Annotated in this window: 12 protein-coding genes; 6 read left to right on the top strand and 6 right to left on the bottom strand. The window is 70.9% G+C overall.

The genetic code is table 11. From position 1 onward, the window contains the following. Positions 1–21: 21 nt before the first annotated feature. Both AB0F91_RS06890 and AB0F91_RS06885 read right to left on the bottom strand, forming a co-directional pair. Complete coding sequence (locus AB0F91_RS06890; RefSeq protein WP_360595477.1) at positions 22–687, bottom strand: GntR family transcriptional regulator; 666 nt, start codon at positions 685–687, stop codon at positions 22–24. 59 nt (positions 688–746) lie between these two features. Continuing rightward, positions 747–1,247, bottom strand: a complete 501-nt coding sequence (locus AB0F91_RS06885; protein ID WP_360595476.1) for a VOC family protein — start codon at positions 1,245–1,247, stop codon at positions 747–749. A 105-nt stretch (positions 1,248–1,352) separates the two neighbouring features. Between AB0F91_RS06885 and AB0F91_RS06880 the strand changes: the two genes are divergently transcribed. The 3 genes from AB0F91_RS06880 (at position 1,353) to AB0F91_RS06870 (ending at position 5,471) form a co-directional block, all read left to right on the top strand. Further along, positions 1,353–3,515: a thiamine pyrophosphate-dependent enzyme gene (locus AB0F91_RS06880; protein WP_360595474.1), complete on the top strand. Its 2,163-nt coding sequence runs from the start codon at positions 1,353–1,355 to the stop codon at positions 3,513–3,515. Between the two features lie 34 nt (positions 3,516–3,549). Continuing rightward, positions 3,550–4,842: a dihydrolipoamide acetyltransferase family protein gene (locus AB0F91_RS06875; RefSeq protein ID WP_360595472.1), complete on the top strand. Its 1,293-nt coding sequence runs from the start codon at positions 3,550–3,552 to the stop codon at positions 4,840–4,842. Positions 4,843–5,021: 179 nt separating this feature from the next. Then, positions 5,022–5,471, top strand: a complete 450-nt coding sequence (locus AB0F91_RS06870; protein ID WP_360595471.1) for a hypothetical protein — start codon at positions 5,022–5,024, stop codon at positions 5,469–5,471. On the opposite strand, the gene AB0F91_RS06865 is transcribed toward AB0F91_RS06870, so the two are convergent. Continuing rightward, positions 5,435–6,244, bottom strand: coding sequence for a lysozyme (locus tag AB0F91_RS06865; RefSeq protein ID WP_360595470.1), 810 nt, complete (start codon positions 6,242–6,244; stop codon positions 5,435–5,437). The genes AB0F91_RS06870 and AB0F91_RS06865 overlap by 37 nt on opposite strands. A gap of 545 nt (positions 6,245–6,789) precedes the next feature. Between AB0F91_RS06865 and AB0F91_RS06860 the strand changes: the two genes are divergently transcribed. Further along, on the top strand, positions 6,790–7,677 hold the full coding sequence (locus AB0F91_RS06860; RefSeq protein ID WP_360595468.1) for an RNA polymerase sigma-70 factor: 888 nt from the start codon (positions 6,790–6,792) through the stop codon (positions 7,675–7,677). Positions 7,678–7,686: 9 nt separating this feature from the next. After that, the gene (locus AB0F91_RS06855) at positions 7,687–8,076 is read left to right on the top strand and encodes a hypothetical protein (protein WP_360595466.1); all 390 of its coding nucleotides are present in this window, start codon (positions 7,687–7,689) and stop codon (positions 8,074–8,076) included. 10 nt (positions 8,077–8,086) lie between these two features. Here the strand turns inward: AB0F91_RS06855 and AB0F91_RS06850 are convergent, their stop codons facing one another. The 3 genes from AB0F91_RS06850 to AB0F91_RS06840 all read right to left on the bottom strand — a co-directional run bounded on the left by AB0F91_RS06850 (position 8,087) and on the right by AB0F91_RS06840 (position 11,455). After that, the gene (locus AB0F91_RS06850; RefSeq protein WP_360595464.1) at positions 8,087–10,477 is read right to left on the bottom strand and encodes an excinuclease ABC subunit UvrA; all 2,391 of its coding nucleotides are present in this window, start codon (positions 10,475–10,477) and stop codon (positions 8,087–8,089) included. Between the two features lie 135 nt (positions 10,478–10,612). Beyond that, the gene (locus AB0F91_RS06845) at positions 10,613–10,963 is read right to left on the bottom strand and encodes a VOC family protein (RefSeq protein WP_360595462.1); all 351 of its coding nucleotides are present in this window, start codon (positions 10,961–10,963) and stop codon (positions 10,613–10,615) included. A 162-nt stretch (positions 10,964–11,125) separates the two neighbouring features. Continuing rightward, complete coding sequence (locus tag AB0F91_RS06840; protein WP_360595460.1) at positions 11,126–11,455, bottom strand: FCD domain-containing protein; 330 nt, start codon at positions 11,453–11,455, stop codon at positions 11,126–11,128. A 705-nt stretch (positions 11,456–12,160) separates the two neighbouring features. Here AB0F91_RS06840 and AB0F91_RS06835 point away from each other — a divergent pair. Further along, positions 12,161–12,625, top strand: a complete 465-nt coding sequence (locus AB0F91_RS06835) for a hypothetical protein (RefSeq protein ID WP_360595458.1) — start codon at positions 12,161–12,163, stop codon at positions 12,623–12,625. Positions 12,626–12,724: the final 99 nt, after the last annotated feature.

Below are 12,724 nucleotides of genomic sequence, written 5' to 3'. Positions count from 1 at the left end.
TCAGTGACCGTTGAACCCGCCTCAGGACGGGACGGGAACCGCGAACACCTCCGGGTGCCTCACCAGCTCCACCCGCGTCCGGCGGATGTGCAGCTCCAGGATGCGCTCGGCCGACGCGTGGTCGCGCTGGCGCAGCGCCTCGATGAGCAGTCGGTGCTCCGCGCGGATGATCCAGCTGCGGCGTTCGCCGGCCAGCCGCGTGAACGCCCGGCGGTAGTGCTGCGTGGTGTCCCACAGGCGGTTGAGGATCGCGGCGAGATCGTGTGCGTCGTGGTGGCGGTAGACGGTCCAGTGCAGCTGCCGGTCGAGCACGAGGAACTCCTCGACGTCGTCGGTCAGCTCGATGCGGTCCTCGAGCGCCTCCAGCTCGTCGATGTCCTCATCGGACAGCCGAGGCGCGGATTCGGCCAGCAGCAAGGGCTCCAGGCGCTCGCGCATCTTGTACGACAGCTCGCACTCGCGCACGTCCATGGACGTGACCCACGCGCCGGAGTTGGCGCGCAGGGTCACCAGTCCTCGGGACTCCAGGATGCGCAGGGCTTCGCGGACCGGCAGGCGGCTGGTGCGCAGCTCTTCGGCCAGCTCGTCCTGGATGATGCGCGTGCCGGGGGCGAGGCGGCCGTCGAGGATTCGCGCTCGCAGCTCGTCGGCGACGCGCTGGCTCGCCACGCCCGCGGGTACGGCCACGCCGGTTCCTCTCGATCGGACGCCTCGTGGCGGTGGTCCCAGACCCAGCCGAACAAGACTCAGTCGAACGCCTTCGGGTTGTGGTCGAAGGCCTTTCCGTTCGGGTAGGACACTAGCTCACACTGCAGGCCCCACGGTGACAGGAAGTACACCCACCGCTGCCCTTCGCTGGCGCCACTGCTGGTGGTCGGCTCGCCGAGCACGCGCAGACCGCGGCGATGCAGGTCGGCGACGGCGGCGTCGAGATCCTCGACGTACAGCGCGATGTGGTGCCCGCCGACGTCGGAGTTGCGCGGCGGCGTCGGGTTCTGCTCCGGCGCCGCGTACTGGAACACCTCGAAGATCGCCTTGCCGCCGAGCCGGTAGAAGTGCAGGCGCCGCATCACCGCCTTGTCGTCGACGCCCAGGTGCTCGCTCATCCAGCCGTCGTCGTGTTCGAACGGCCCGAGCCGGTACAGGTATTCGCAGCCCAGCACCTCGGTGAAGAACTCGTGGGCCTGGTCGAGGTCCGGCACTGTGAGGCCGAAGTGGTCGACGCCCGTGACTCCCGGGATCGGCATGAGCACACCTCCAATGGATCCATTCGCTTGCTTTTCATGGCTACTTGACGGCATAGTCTCCGTCAAGCCTTTCCTAATGGATCCATTCGAAGATGAGGAGCCCTGATGGCCACTCACGAGTCACTGGTCGCCGGCGCGCCATGGATCCGCCTGCGCGCCACGCCGGAGGACTGGGACGAAGCCGCACCGGACCTGCTGCTGAGCCTGCTCGGCCGGGCGCAGTGGATCAGGTCGTTCGAGGAGTACGTGCTGGAGCTCGCGGGCCAGGGTCTCGTGCACGGCCCGGCGCACTCGAGCATCGGCCAGGAGGGCGGCGCCGTCGGCTCGATCGCCCCGCTGCGCAGCGACGACTTCGTGAACGGCTCGCACCGCGGCCACCACCAGTTCCTCGCCAAGGCCTTCGGCCACGTCACCCCGAAGCCCACCGGGCTCCCGACGATCGACGACGAGGTGCGCACCGTGCTGCGCCGCACGCTCGCCGAGATCTGCGGCCTGGCCGAGGGCTACGGCAGCGGGCGCGGCGGGTCGATGCACCTGCAGTGGCGCGAGGCCGGCGCGATGGGCACCAACGCGATCGTCGGCGGGGGAGTGCCGCAGGCCGCGGGCTTCGCGTGGAACCAGCGCCACGCCGGCACCGACGCCGTCACCGTGACCTACTTCGGCGACGGCGCCGTGAACATCGGCTCGGTGCTCGAGACGTTCAACCTCGCCGCGGCGTGGAAGCTGCCCGTCTGCTTCTTCATCGAGAACAACCAGTACGCGGTGTCCACGCCCGTCGACACGGCCACGGCCGAGTCCCGGCTCTCCGCGCGCGGCCTCGGGTTCCACATCCCGAGCTGGCAGGTGGACGGAATGGATCCACTCGCCGTGCACCTGGCGATGAGCGAGGCCCTCGCCCACATGCGCGCGGGCAACGGCCCGACCATCGTCGAGGCCGAGGTGTACCGCTACTTCCACCAGAACGGCCCGTACCCGGGCAGCGCCTTCGGCTACCGCACTAAGGAAGAGGAGAAGTCCTGGCGCGATCGCGACCCGATCGACCTGCTGCGCGGCCACGTCGTGCGGCGCGGGCTCGCCGACGACGACCAGCTCAAGGCGTTCGACGAGGAGATCACCCGGACGCTGCACGAGATCGGCGCAGGCTTTCTCGAAGACGGCCCTGACGGAAAGCGCCGCATCAAGGACTCGGCGTGGCCGGACCCGGCGTTCGTCGACGTCGGCGTACGCGGAGATCTGTCCGAACTGGACGGAAGCCGTTACGAGGAACCCGAGTCCTTCAGCGGTGCGCTGAAGGACCGCCGGTTCATCGACGTCGTCAGCGATGTCCTCGCCCGGCGGCTGGAGACCGACGAACGCGTGGTCGTGCTCGGGGAGGACGTCGACCGGCTCAAGGGCGGCACCAACGGCGCCACCAAGCGGGCCATCGAAACGGCACCCGAGCGCGTGCTGGGCACCCCGATCAGCGAGAACGCGTTCACCGGCCTCGCCGGCGGCATGGCGATCGACGGCCGCTCGCGTCCGATCGTCGAGTTCATGTACGCCGACTTCATGTGGGTCGCCGCCGACCAGCTGTTCAACCAGGTCGCCAAGGCTCGCCACATGTTCGGCGGAACCGGCGGCGTGCCCCTCGTGCTGCGCAGCAAGTTGGCGGCGGGCACCGGCTACGGCTCGCAGCACTCGATGGACCCGGCCGGGATCCTCACCACCGCACCCGGGCTGCGGGTCGTGGCGCCGTCGAACCCGTTCGACTACGTCGGACTGATGAACACCGCGCTGGCCTGCGACGACCCGGTCGTGGTGCTGGAACACGTGGACCTCTACGCCACCACGGGCACCGCGCCGGTCGACGACTTCGACTACCGCATCCCGGTCGGCAAGGCCGCGCTGCGGCGCACCGGCGACGACCTCACCGTGATCAGCTACCTGTCCATGGTCGGGCACTGCCTCGAGGCACTGGACGAGACCGGCGTGAGCGCCGATCTGATCGACCTGCGCTGGCTCGACCGCGCGAGCCTCGACTGGGACACGATCGAACGCAGCGTCCGCAAGACCAACCGGGTGCTGATCGTGGAGCAGGGCGCCATCGGGACTTCGTACGGCGGCCGGCTCGCCGACGAGATCCAGCGCCGCCTGTTCGACTGGCTCGACGCGCCGGTCGAGCGCGTCACCGGCGGCGAGGCGTCGCCCAGCATCAGCAAGCTCCTCGAACGCGCGGCGATCGCGCGGACCGAGGAAGTGACCGCGGCGCTGCGGCGCCTGACCGACTGACCGCAACTGCGACTGGCAGCGAGGAGTTCCAACGATGGCAACGCTGTTGCGGGTGCCCGAGGTCGCCACGGGGTCGACCGAGGCCGTGCTGAGCGAGTGGCTGGTGCCCGAGAACGAGGCGTTCGACGCCGGCACGGCGCTGGCCGTGCTGGAGACGGACAAGGCGGCCGTGGAGGTCGAGGCCGAAGCCGGCGCGACCGTGCTGCGGCAACTGGTGGACCGCGGGACGGCCGTGGCGGTCGGCACGCCGATCGCCGTGCTGGGTGCCGTGGGGGAGGACGTGAGCGGGCTGCTGGCGGAGCTGGGTGGATCGGCTTCGCGGAACGGCTCGGGTCAGTCCGAGCCGGCCCGGCTCGAGTCAACACCGGCCGAGTCGGCGCCGGCCGCGTCGAACGGTTCGCGCGAGCGGATCTTCGCGAGTCCCCTGGCGCGCAAGATGCTGAAGGAAGCCGGGATCGGGCTCGAGGACGTGGCCGGGACCGGGCCGAACGGGCGGATCGTGCGCAAGGACGTGGAGGCCGCGATCGCGCGAGCGGACCGGCCGGCACCGGCAACACCACAGCCGGAACCGACGCCGGAACCCGCACTCGAAAAGTCCGCGGCCAAGCCGGAACCGGCTCCCGTCCGCCGGGAGCGCGCGGCGGGCGCGGCGTTCACCGAGATCCCGCACACCCGGATCCGCCGCGCCATCGCGAGCCGGCTGACGATGAGCAAGCAGACCGTGCCGCACTTCTCCGTGCGGCGCACTGCGCGGATCGACGCGCTGCTGGCTCTGCGCAAGCAGCTCAACGAGGTGTCGGCGGCGCGGATCTCGGTCAACGACCTGATCATCCGGGCCGTGGCCGTCGCGCACACCGAGGTGCCCGACGCCAACGTCATCTGGACCGAAGACGCGCTGCGCAGGTACGACTCGGTCGACGTCGGTGTCGCCATCGCCTCCGAGCGGGGCCTGGTCACGCCGGTCGTGCGCGGGGTCGAGAAGCTGGCGCCAAGCGCGATCTCGAGCCAGGTCAAGGGGTTCGCGGCCCAGGCCGACGAGGGCAAGCTCAAACAGCAGCACCTCGAAGGCGGCTCGATCGCGGTGAGCAACCTGGGCATGTACGGCGTGGACGACTTCACGGCCATCATCAACCCGCCGCAGTCGTCGATCCTCGCGGTGGGCGCCGGGAAACCCGGTGCGGTCGTGGTGGACGGCGAGCTGACGGTGGCGACGCAGCTGGCGCTCACGCTGGCGGTCGACCACCGCGCGATCGACGGTGCGCTGGCGGCTTCGTGGCTGGGCGTGCTGGTCGACGCGCTCGAACAGCCGCTGCGGCTCGTCGCCTGACCCGGCCCGGCTCCGCCCGCCCGACGTTCCGGCGGGCGGGCCGGGCTCCGGTCGATCACTTCGGCGGCGGCTGACTTCCGAGTGCCGACACTCGGGCTTTCCCCGGGTGCGGTGTTCTGGTCAACGGGCGGCTTCAGCTTGCAGCGCATCCCTGCTTGCGATTTCACCGCCGAGGCCTGTTGCGCTGGACCGCGTACGCCGCAGCTGCGGTGGGTTCGACGACGTTGTTCGACCCCGCCTGCGCGCTGGCCACGACCGACTCCCACGGCTCGGGGCCGGTCAACCTCGAACTCGTGACGCTCGCCGAAGACCGCGCCGTGATCACCTGGTACACCGGCCGCGCCGGCACCGACGACGGACTGGTGTCCGGGGTCGGCGCCGGCCGCGTGGTCCGGTCCTCGGGATACAGCCACGCCGGGGACGCCGTCGTCGAGGAGGCCGGCCCGGACCGGTGCCGCCTGGAGCTGGGCTCGTGCTCGTGGGTTTCGCTGGCCGCCGCGTTCGGGCGGTTCGACGCCGACCTGGAGGTCGTCGGCCCGCCCGAGCTGGCGGCGGGGTTCGAGGTGCTCGCGCGCCGCTTCGAACGCCGGGGTCACGCCGCGGCGGACGGCCCGCTCGCCAGCGCCTGAACCCGGTTGAACGGCCCGTTGTAGTAGTTCTGGTCGCCCGGCAGGCCACCCGTGCGGGAGAACTGCCAGATGCTCTGCTTGTCCCAGCCCGCCGGTAGTTCGCCGATCTGCGGGGCGTAGCGCGCGAGCCACAGCGGATCCGTGTCGCCGAAGCGGTTCGTGTTGCCGGTGCAGCGTTTCCACCACGTGGTGGAGGTGTAGATCAGCGCGCTGCGGCCTTCTTTCGCGAGGTAGGTGCGGGTGAAATCGGCGATCCAGGCGGTCATGTCGGCCGGGCTCTTGCCGTAACAGGCGTCGCCGTACGGGTTGTACTCGATGTCGAGCGCGCCCGGCAGCGTTTTGCCGTCCCCGCGCCAGGCCCCGCCGTGCGCGATGAAGTACTGCGCCTGCTCCGCACCGCCGGACACGTCGGGCCGTGCGAAGTGGTAGGCGCCGCGGATGATCCCGGCGGCGTGCGCGCCGTCGTACTGCCCGCCGAACTGCGGGTTGACGAACCCCGTGCCCTCCGTCGCCTTGACGTAGGTGAACCGCGCGCCCGACCCGCTCGCGGCCTTCCAGTCGACGGCGCCCGTGTGCCCGCTCACGTCGTGGCCGAGCGTCTGGTCCACGTCGGCCCGGGCCAGGTCAGGACCGCCGTGCACCCCTTCGTGCGCCGCGATCTGCGCACCCGCGTACGTGTCCCCGGCGAGCGAGTAGTCGGCAACCGGCGCCGCCGAGGCCGGCGCCGCCGTGAGCAGCCCTCCCGCCACCACCACCCCGGCGGCGAGGGGCAATACCCTCCGCCACCGGCCGCCACGGTCGTTTCCCGGCAGTGTTCGCATTCCGGCTCCGATCCTGTCACTGGCAGGTCCGGTGATCATCGTGCCTCCGATGTGGACACCTCGCGAGCCTTCTGTCACTCGATCGTGGAACGCTCCACTGTGGATGGTGAGGTCCCGGTGCCGGTCGGCGGCCTCACCCGGCGCTCGGCCCGTGAGTACGTCACAACGGTTCGACGTGTCGTCGACTCTGCTCGAAGGGCCGGAGGAGGCATCGCGGTCGATGGCCGGGGGGCGGGCTCGCACCCGGGCTCCGGGCGCATTGCCGCCGGGGCGAGCGGCCTGCCGGGCCGCGAAGGTGCCCGCGCTGCTCCACGCGTCGACGACCTGCGATTTCCCGCCCGGACCGCCGGAGGCGCTTCACTGTGGACAGGCAACCGGCCCCGGCAAAGCAGCAGCAGATCACGGCCATCATCGCGGTGGATGATCACCGCCGGTTCCGCGGCGGGCGTAGGCTGGCCGCGTCAGTCGCAGACGTCGTCGGAAGGGCCGCCGGGGGTATGGAAGACAGCGGAAGCGCCACTCTCGACGACGCGGCCGAGGTCTTCGCGCAGGTGCGTCCGAGGCTATTCGGCATCGCCTACCGCATGCTCGGCAGCGCGGCCGACGCGGAGGACGTGCTGCAGGAGGTGTGGCTGCGCTGGCAGAAGGCCGACCGTTCGGTGGTCGAGAACCCGGCCGCCTACCTCGCGACCACGACGACGCGCCTGGCCATCAACGCCACGCGCACCGCGTACGCGCAGCGCGAGACCTACGTCGGGCCCTGGCTGCCCGAGCCCGTCGACACGACGGCCGACCCGCAGCTCGGCGCCGAGCGCGCCGCCGCGCTGGAGGTCGCCGTGCTGATGCTGCTGGAGAAGCTCACGCCGACCGAGCGCGCCGCGTACGTGCTGCGCGAGGCGTTCGACTACCCGTACTCGCAGATCGCCGAGATCATCCAGACCACCGAGGTCACGGCGCGCCAGTACGTGAGCCGCGCCCGCAAGCACCTCGCGGCGGAGAAGCGCAAGCCGGTCAGCGAGGAGGAGCGGAAGAAGCTGCTCACCGCGTTCCTCGCCGCCGCGCAGGCCGGGGACATGCCGGCGCTGGAGCAGCTCTTCGCCGCCGACGTGGTGAGCTACTCCGACGGCGGCGGCGTCGCCCGGGCCGCGCGCTCGGCGATCTTCGGCCCGGCCACGCTCGCGAAGGTCATCCGCACGTTCCAGCCGTTCTTCTGGACGGACGCCGAAATCGTCTTCACGCAGGTCAACGGTGAGCTCGCCGCGGTCCTCAGCCGCAACGGCGCCGTGTACGGCGTCCTCAGCTTCACCTCGACGGAAGAGGGCATCGACAAGATCCTCTGGATGCTCAACCCCGGCAAGCTCACCGCCGCCCTGCCCGCGAACTGACGCCAGGCGGTGCGGCGCGTCGTCCTCCTCGGCCGTGGCGGCGCGGGCAAGTCGACGTTCGCCGGGTGGCTCGGCGCGGCCCTCGACCTGCCCGTCGTGGAGCTCGACGCGCTGTTCCGGCCCCCGGACCTCACCCCGGTGGCGCCCGGGCGGTGGGCCGAGGTTCAGGAAGAGCCGGCGAGCGAACCGCGCTGGCTCCTCGACGGTGACCTCGGCCCGTACGACGTGCTGAGACCCGTCTCGAAAGGCCGACACAAAAGGAGAACCGGGCCTTCTGGCACTGGCTCGTCACCTACCGCCGTCGCGCGCTGCCCGTCGTCGAAGCCGCGCTCGCTGAGCACGCCCGGCACGCGACCGTGTACCGGCTCAGGAACCCCCGCGCTGCCGAAGGGTTCCTGAGCCGCGTGGATCAGGCGCCGACGTAGTCGGCCAGGTGCTCGCCGGTGAGCGTCGCGCGCTTCGCGACGAGGTCGGCCGGCGTGCCCTCGAACACCACGGTCCCGCCGTCGTGGCCGGCGCCGGGACCGAGGTCGATGATCCAGTCGGCGTGGGCCATCACGGCCTGGTGGTGCTCGATGACGATCACCGACTTGCCGGCCTCCACCAGCCGGTCCAGCAGCCCCAGCAGCTGTTCGACGTCCGCCAGATGCAGGCCGGCGGTCGGCTCGTCGAGCACGTAGACGCCGCCGTCGGTGCCCATGTTCGTGGCCAGTTTGATCCGTTGGCGCTCGCCGCCCGAGAGTGTGGTGAGCGGCTGGCCGAGCGTGAGGTACCCGAGCCCGACGTCGGCCAGGCGCTGAAGGATCTTGTGCGCCGCCGGGAGCTTCGCCTCGCCGTTGCCGAAGAACTCCTCGGCCTCGGCCACCGACATCGTGAGCACCTCGCTGATGTTGCGCCCGCCCAGGTGGTACTCCAGCACCTCGGCCTGGAACCGCTTGCCCTCGCACACCTCGCACGGCGTGGCCACCCCCGCCATCATCGCGAGGTCGGTGTAGACGACGCCCGCGCCGTTGCAGTTCGGGCACGCGCCCTCGGAGTTGGCGCTGAACAGGGCCGGCTTCACGCCGTTGGCCTTCGCGAATGCCTTGCGGATCGGCTCCAGCAGACCGGTGTAGGTGGCCGGGTTGCTGCGCCGCGACCCGCGGATCGCGCCCTGGTCCACAGTCACCACGTCGCCGCCGCCGGAGACCGAGCCGTGGATGAGCGAGCTCTTGCCCGATCCCGCCACGCCGGTGACGACCACGAGCACGCCAAGCGGGATGTCGACGTCCACGTCCCGCAGGTTGTGCGTGCTCGCGCCGCGCACCTCGAGCACGCCCGACGGCGTCCGCACCGACGGCTTCAGCTTGGCGCGGTCGTCGAGGTGCCGCCCGGTGCGGGTGCCCGACTTGCGCAGGCCTTCGACGCTGCCCTCGTACACGACCTCGCCGCCGCCGCTGCCCGCGTCGGGGCCGAGGTCGACGACGTGGTCACCGATCGCGATCGTCTCCGGCTTGTGCTCCACGACGAGCACTGTGTTGCCCTTGTCCCGCAGCTGTTGCAGCAGGCCGTTCATGCGCTGGATGTCGTGCGGGTGCAGGCCGATGCTCGGCTCGTCGAACACGTAGGTCACGTCGGTCAGCGACGACCCGAGGTGACGGATCATCTTGGTGCGCTGCGCCTCGCCGCCCGAGAGCGTGCCCGACGGCCGGTCGAGCGAGAGGTAGCCGAGGCCGATCTCGACGAACGAGTCGAGCGTGTGCCGCAGCGAGGTCAGCAGGGGAGCGACCGACGGTTCCTTCAGCGCGCCCACCCACTCGGCGAGATCGCTGATCTGCATCGCGCACGCGTCGGCGATCGAGAGCTTGCCGATCTTCGACGAACGCGCTTCGGCCGACAGACGCGTGCCTTCGCACTCGGGGCAGGTGGTGAAGGTGACCGCCCGCTCGACGAACGCGCGAATGTGCGGCTGCATCGCGTCGACGTCCTTGGACAGGAACGACTTCTGGATCGCGGGCACCAGGCCCGAGTAGGTGAGGTTGATGCCCTCGATCTTGATCTTCGTCGGTTCCTTGTACACCAGGTCGTTCAGCTGTTTTTTCGTGAACTTCTTGATCGGCTTGTCCGGGTCGAAGAAGCCGCTGCCGCGGAAGATGCGGCCGTACCAGCCCTCCATGCTGTAGCCGGGGATGGTGATGGCGCCTTCGTTGAGCGACTTGTTCTCGTCGTAGAGCGCGGTCAGGTCGATGTCGTTGACCTTGCCACGTCCTTCGCAGCGCGGGCACATGCCGCCGGTGATGCTGAAGCTGCGGCGCTCCTTCACCGTCCGCCCGGCGCGTTCGAAAGTCACCGCACCAGCGCCGCTGATCGACGCGACGTTGAACGAGAACGCTTGCGGGGAACCGATGTGCGGCTTGCCGAGGCGGCTGAAGAGGATCCGCAGCATCGCGTTGGCGTCGGTCGCGGTGCCCACCGTGGAGCGCGGGTCGGCGCCCATCCGCTCCTGGTCCACGATGATCGCCGTGGTGAGGCCTTCGAGCACGTCGACGTCGGGCCGGGCGAGCGTGGGCATGAAGCCCTGCACGAACGCGCTGTAGGTCTCGTTGATCAGCCGCTGCGACTCAGCCGCGATCGTGCCGAAGACCAGCGAGCTCTTGCCCGAGCCGGACACGCCGGTGAACACGGTCAGGCGGCGTTTCGGGAGCTCGACGCTGACGTCCTTGAGGTTGTTCACGCGCGCGCCGTGCACGCGGATCACGTCGTGGCTGTCGGCGCCCTGCGGCGCGGACGAGGGCCGGGCCTTCGCCGTGACCTTGGTCATCGGGTCTCCCTCTGCTGGGACAGGGCCGCGCGTGCGGCGTCGACGGGTCGGTGGAGTGGCTGGCGTCGATTCAACCAGTTCGGCGGGGGAGCTCGTGGCCGATCAGCCCCTCGTTCTGCCGGAGCGGGCGGCGGCTCAACGGTCCTGGAGCAGGCCCAGCACGGTGCCGTCCGGGTCGGTGACGGTGGCGACGAGCCGCCCGCCGCCGACGTCCTTCGGCTCCTCCCGCACCACGGCGCCCGCCGCGGTCACCTCGGCCAGCTTCGCCTGGATGTCGTCGACGTGCCAGTAGGCCACGGGCGACGGCGAGGCCTGCGGGCCGCCGTTCGGCACGAGCCCGATGTGCTGGCCGGCGGTGTCGAAGCCGACGTAGTACTCGCTGTCGGCCTGCGGCGCGATCCCGAGCAACGCGGTGTAGACCTCCTTGGCCTTGCTCAGGTCGGAGACGGAGTGCAGCACGGTCTTGATGCCCTGCGTGGGGGACATGGTGGCTCCTGGGGTTCGTGGGTCCGAATGGTTCGAGTGCGTGTCTGCGACGTTATCCGCGGCGCTCGCGCGAGCGCTTCTCGATTCCTGCTCGGTTCCCGCCCCCGCAACGGTGGGTCCCCGGGTGTGGACGGTGCGTGGACCGACCACAGTGGACGCGGGTCAGAGGCCCTTCACGAGCACCTCGTGGGTCGCCTCGAGGTGGGCGGCGAGGCGATCGGCCGCGAGGCCGGCGTCGCGGGCGAGCACGGCGTCGAGCAGGCCGCGGCGCTCGGCGTCGAAGTCGCGCTCGCCGTCCGGCTCCGCGACGGACCAATGGCGGTAAAGCTCGCCCTTGTCGCGCAGCCGGTACGCCATTGGGAGGATGCGCTGGTTGCGGCAGCCTTCGAGCAGCGCGGTGTGGAACGCGCCGTGGGCCTTGCCGGCGGCCACCGAGGGCCGCGGGTCGCCCGCGCGCGGAGTGACGAGCAGCAGGCGGTGGGCGCCGACCACGCGCCTCCCACGCTGCGTCGCCCTCGTGCACCGAATGTTTCAGCGCGAGCGTCTCGGTCTCCAGCCGGGCTTCAGTTCCTCTCCGGCGCGCGAACCGGGCTCGCCGCTGCGCACGGCGCAGCTGTGCAAACGCGTCGAGTGCAGCGTCGGCGTCGCGCGCGAGAGCCTGCTGCCCTCGCCGAGCGCGACCTGGTGCAGGAGCGGCCGATGCAGGGCTTCCGCGTCGCGGCACTGTCGGAGGCGGACCTGCGGGACGTCACCGCATCCTCCGAATGTTCGAGCCCGGTGCCGGGGTGGTCAGGCCCGGCCCTTGGGCGGGCCCGGTGCCCGGCATCCCGCCGCTGAGCGTGCCGACGTTCGACGCGCCGGAGCTCACCCCGCTGCGTGAACCATTGGCCGGCGCGACCGTCGGGCTGCTCGTCACGTGCGGCGCCGACCGCCCGGACCAGAAGCGGCTGGGGCAGCGACCTGTCCTATCGCCTGCCGTCGCGCGAGCGGGATCTGTCCGAGGTGCTGTTCGCGCACATGACGCCGATCCGCCCTGGCCGACGCCAACGTCGCCTACCCGCGCGACACGATGCTCGACCTCGAGCGCGCCGGCGTGCTCGGCCGCTACGCCGACCACCGCCGTGTCGATGGTCGATCTCGCAGTACGGCCGGCTCGCCACGGAGACTGCGCCGAGGGGCGTCGACGAGTTCACGGCGATGGGGGTGGGCCTCGTGCTGGTGGTGCCGTTCTGCCCGCAGTGCCACGTCGCCGGCGGGGTCCTGGCGCGTGGGATCGAACGTCGTGGCCTGCCGACCACCAGCCTCACGACGCTGCACCGCGCGGCTTCGGCGGTCAGAGCCCCGCGCGCGACGTTCCTCGACTTCCCGCTCGACTTCCCGCTCGGCTGGCCGTGCGGCCGGCCCGGGAGGCCGAGCAGCAACGCGCCATCGTCCGCGCCGCTCTGGAGACGGGCGCCACCGTCGACCCGGCCGACGAGTGGTCGCTGCGCCGGCTGCCGTTCCAGTGAGCGGCCGGACGGCGGCCGGGCCTGGGAAGCACTGGTGACCGACCTGTACCGCGTCGACAACGAAATCCGGGGAAGTGTGCGAGCGAACCTCAACGCGCACGTCACAACGCTCGAAGGGCAGGAGAAGGAGTTCACGATCCGCTGCGCCTGCTGACGCCTGTCCTCTTAGGACTGGTTGTCGCGTTGAAGAATTCCCCGCCGCGCGCCGTGTGCCCGGCTCCGCTCGCGAGGGATAGTCGGAGCGGGTGCCGCT

The sequence above is a fragment of the Amycolatopsis sp. NPDC023774 genome, from assembly GCF_040639695.1.
Classification (GTDB): domain Bacteria; phylum Actinomycetota; class Actinomycetes; order Mycobacteriales; family Pseudonocardiaceae; genus Amycolatopsis.
This window is presented reverse-complemented; position numbering and strand designations above follow the sequence as displayed.